Genomic DNA, 3,709 nt, shown 5'->3' with positions numbered 1-3,709 from the left:
GTCTGGAGCAGGCCTCCCGTCCCGAGGTCGCGGCCTGGCGGGCGTCCCGGCTGGCAGCCGCAGGGGTTTGCCGGGTGATCGACCTGGGCTGCGGGATCGGTGCCGACGCCCGCGGATTCCTGGCCGCCGGGCTGGCGGTGACCGCTGTCGAGCTCGATCCCGACACCGCGGCGCTCGCCCAGGCGAACCTATCCGGCGCCGAAGTGCTGGTCGGTGATGCCACCGAGGTGGCGTCCAGGCTGCTGGCTGACGCCGATCCGGCGACCGCCGTCTTCGTCGATCCGTCCCGCCGGACGCCGCGGGGCCGCAGTTGGCGGGTGGACGACTTCCAGCCGCGCTGGTCATTCGTGCTCGGCCTGCTCGGATCCGGTCACCCGGTCTGCGTCAAGCTCGGCCCCGGGCTGCCCAGGGAGCTGATCCCGGCCGGGGTGGAGGCCTGCTGGGTGTCGCACCACGGCGACGTTGTGGAGACCGGGCTGTGGCGGCTCGGCCACGCCCCCGGCGGGTACGGCGGGATGGCTGCCGCGGTGCTGCTACCCGGTGGGCACCGACTGGAATTCCGGGCCGAGCCTGGTCGGCTGCCGGTGCGGCCGGTGGGCAGGTACCTGCTGGAGCCCGACGGGGCGGTCATCCGCGCCCGCGCCCTCGACCGGATCCACCCCCGCGCCTGGCTCCTCGACGCTGCAGTGGCCTACCTGTCGTGCGACGAGCCGGTCGACAGCCCGTTCGCCACCTGCTTCGAGGTGCTGCAGACCCTCGACGCGGACGAGAAGTCGCTGCGCGCCTGGGTGCGCGCGAACCGGGTCGGCGTCCTCGAGATCAAGAAACGGGCCATCGACGTCGACCCGGCGGCCCTGCGCCGCCGGCTCCGGCCGTCCGGGCCGAACCGGGCCACGATCGTGCTGGCCCGCACCACCGAAGGCGCCCGCGCGCTGGTGGTTCGCCGACACCAGACCGGCGCGTCTGGCACTCGGCTTGTCTGAGTGCCAATAACCGGTCTAAGGTGGTCTTGGCACTCGAACCACTCGGGTGCCAGCGATCGGAACGGCACCCGCGACGACGTCCCGTTCGTAGTACATCGTGAACCCATAGACAAAAAGAAAGGGGTTTGAACGTGGCAACCACGATCAAGCCGCTCGAGGACCGCGTCCTCGTCGAGCCTCTCGAGGCCGAGACCACCACCGCTTCGGGCCTGGTCATCCCCGACACCGCCAAGGAGAAGCCGCAGGAGGGCAAGGTCGTCGCTGCCGGCCCCGGGCGTATTGATGACAAGGGCAACCGCGTCCCAATGGACGTCAAGGTTGACGACGTCGTGATCTTCAGCAAGTACGGCGGCACCGAGGTGCGCTACAACGGCAAGGACTACCTGCTGCTCAACGCGCGCGACATCCTCGCAGTCGTCGAGAAGTGAGGCATTGAATCCATGGCCAAGCAACTCCTGTTCGACGAGGAGGCCCGCCGCTCGCTTGAGCGCGGCGTGGACTCGCTCGCCAATACCGTCAAGGTGACCCTCGGCCCCAAGGGCCGTTACGTCGTCGTTGACAAGAAGTACGGCGCTCCGACCATCACCAACGACGGCGTGACCGTAGCCAAGGAGGTGGAGCTGGAGGACCCCTACGAGAACCTGGGTGCCCAGCTTGCCAAGGAGGTCGCCACCAAGACCAACGACATCGCCGGCGATGGCACCACCACCGCCACCGTGCTCGCCCAGGCGCTGGTGCACGAAGGCCTGCGGGCCGTCGCTGCCGGCGCCAACCCGATCGGCCTCAAGCGGGGCATCGACAAGGCCGTGCAGGCCGTCGTCGAGCAGCTGCGCGAGGCCGCCAGCGAGGTCGAGACTGCTGAGGACATGGCCAACGTGGCCACCATCAGCTCGCGCGACGAGGAGATCGGTGCGATCATCGCCCAGGCCTTCGAGAAGGTCGGCAAGGACGGCGTCATCACCGTCGAGGAGTCGAACACCTTCGGCACCGAACTCGACTTCACCGAGGGCATGCAGTTCGACAAGGGCTACATCTCACCCTACTTCGTCACCGACCAGGATCGGATGGAAGCGGTCCTCGAGGACCCGTACATCCTGATCAACCAGGGCAAGATCTCCAACATGAACGAGCTGCTGCCGATGCTCGAGAAGGTCATCGCAGCGCACGGGCAACTGGTGATCATCGCCGAGGACGTCGACGGCGAGGCGCTGTCGACCCTGGTGGTCAACAAGATCCGCGGCACCTTCACCTCGGTCGCGGTCAAGGCCCCCGCCTTCGGCGACCGCCGCAAGGCCATGCTGCAGGACATCGCGATCCTGACCGGTGGCCAGGTCGTCTCCCCAGAGGTCGGCCTCAAGCTCGACCAGGTCGGTCTGGACGTGCTCGGACGGGCCCGCCGGGTCGTGGTCGGCAAGGACAACACCACGATCATCGACGGCGCCGGTTCGGCCGAGGAGGTCAAGGCCCGCGTCGAGCAGTTGCGCGGTGAGATCGAGCGCACCGATTCCGACTGGGATCGCGAGAAGCTGCAGGAGCGGGTCGCGAAGCTGGCCGGCGGGGTCTGCGTCATCAAGGTCGGCGCGGCCACCGAGGTCGAGCTGAACGAGAAGAAGCACCGCATCGAGGACGCCGTCTCGGCCACCCGCGCGGCCATCGAGGAGGGCATCGTCGCCGGTGGCGGCGCCGCGCTCGTCCATGCCGCCAAGGTGCTGGACGACCTCGACGGCACCGACCCCGACGAGAAGCTCGGCATCAAGATCGTCCGCAAGTCGGTCGTCGAGCCGCTGCGCTGGATCGCCGAGAACGGTGGCGAGGCGGGCTACGTCATCGTCGCCAAGGTATCCGAGTTGGGCCCGAACGAGGGTTACAACGCCAAGACCGGCAAGTACGGCGACATGATCGCCGACGGCGTGATCGACCCGGTCAAGGTGACCCGGTCGGCGCTGGCCAACGCGGCGTCCATCGCCTCGATGCTGCTGACCACCGAAACCCTGGTGGTCAACGCGCCCGAGGAAGAGGACGAGAAGGCCCACGCCCACTGACCGGCTGATCCGGACAACCGAATAGCAACAGCAAACCGACCGGGGTTGCCAGCGCAGGCTGGGGCCCCGGTCGGTGGCGTTTGGCCGCACATCAGCCGACACCGCTACGATTCGCCAAGTGAGACAGAGCTGGCGGGCCACGCTGATCGGGCTTGCGGGCACGCTCCTGCTGGCGGTCTCCGCCTGGCTGGCCTCCCCGTGGGGGCTCGGCCTGGCCGGCCGGGACAACATCATGCCGGTCCGGATCGCCCACACCGTCCCCGCAGCCGCCGGCATCGTCCTGCTGTTCACCGGCTGGCTGGCCGCCCGGGGCTCAACGGTCGAGCAGCTGTGGCGGACCTTCCTGATCTGGTGCGCGCCGCTGCTGGTGTGCCCGCCGCTGCTGAGCAAGGACGCCTGGGCCTACCTGGAGCAGGGCTGGATCGTGCTGCAGGGGTTCGACCCGTACCAGACCGGTCTGGGCACCATCGGCGGGCCGTTCGACGACCGGGTCGACAGCTACTGGCAGGGCACCACCACCGTCTACCCGCCGCTGGCGCTGCTGGTGCAGGCGGGGGTGGTCGCGCTCAGCGGCGCCGACCCGTTCTGGTCGCTGCAGGCGATGCGGCTGCCGGGGGTGCTGGCCGTGGTGCTGATCGGCGCCTGCCTGCCCCGGATTGCCCGGGCCACCGGGCAGGACCCGGC

The 3,709-nt window shown here is 69.2% G+C and carries 4 protein-coding genes; all 4 read left to right on the top strand.

What is annotated here, in order from left to right:
- Nucleotides 1-983, top strand: a 983-nt coding sequence (locus WBL05_RS14050) for a class I SAM-dependent methyltransferase (protein ID WP_424226814.1), incomplete at its 5' end; no start/stop codon positions are given.
- Between the two features lie 131 nt (nucleotides 984-1,114).
- Nucleotides 1,115-1,411: a co-chaperone GroES gene (gene groES, locus WBL05_RS14045; RefSeq protein ID WP_424226813.1), complete on the top strand. Its 297-nt coding sequence runs from the start codon at nucleotides 1,115-1,117 to the stop codon at nucleotides 1,409-1,411.
- Nucleotides 1,412-1,423: 12 nt separating this feature from the next.
- Nucleotides 1,424-3,025: a chaperonin GroEL gene (groL, locus tag WBL05_RS14040; RefSeq protein ID WP_424226812.1), complete on the top strand. Its 1,602-nt coding sequence runs from the start codon at nucleotides 1,424-1,426 to the stop codon at nucleotides 3,023-3,025.
- Between the two features lie 118 nt (nucleotides 3,026-3,143).
- Nucleotides 3,144-3,709: polyprenol phosphomannose-dependent alpha 1,6 mannosyltransferase MptB (gene mptB, locus WBL05_RS14035; protein ID WP_424226810.1), on the top strand; the 566-nt coding region annotated here is incomplete at its 3' end.

The sequence above is a fragment of the Brooklawnia sp. genome (assembly GCF_049651565.1).
GTDB lineage: Bacteria > Actinomycetota > Actinomycetes > Propionibacteriales > Propionibacteriaceae > Brooklawnia.
Note: the sequence above shows the minus strand (reverse complement) of the source record. Positions and strands in the feature narration are given on the sequence as shown.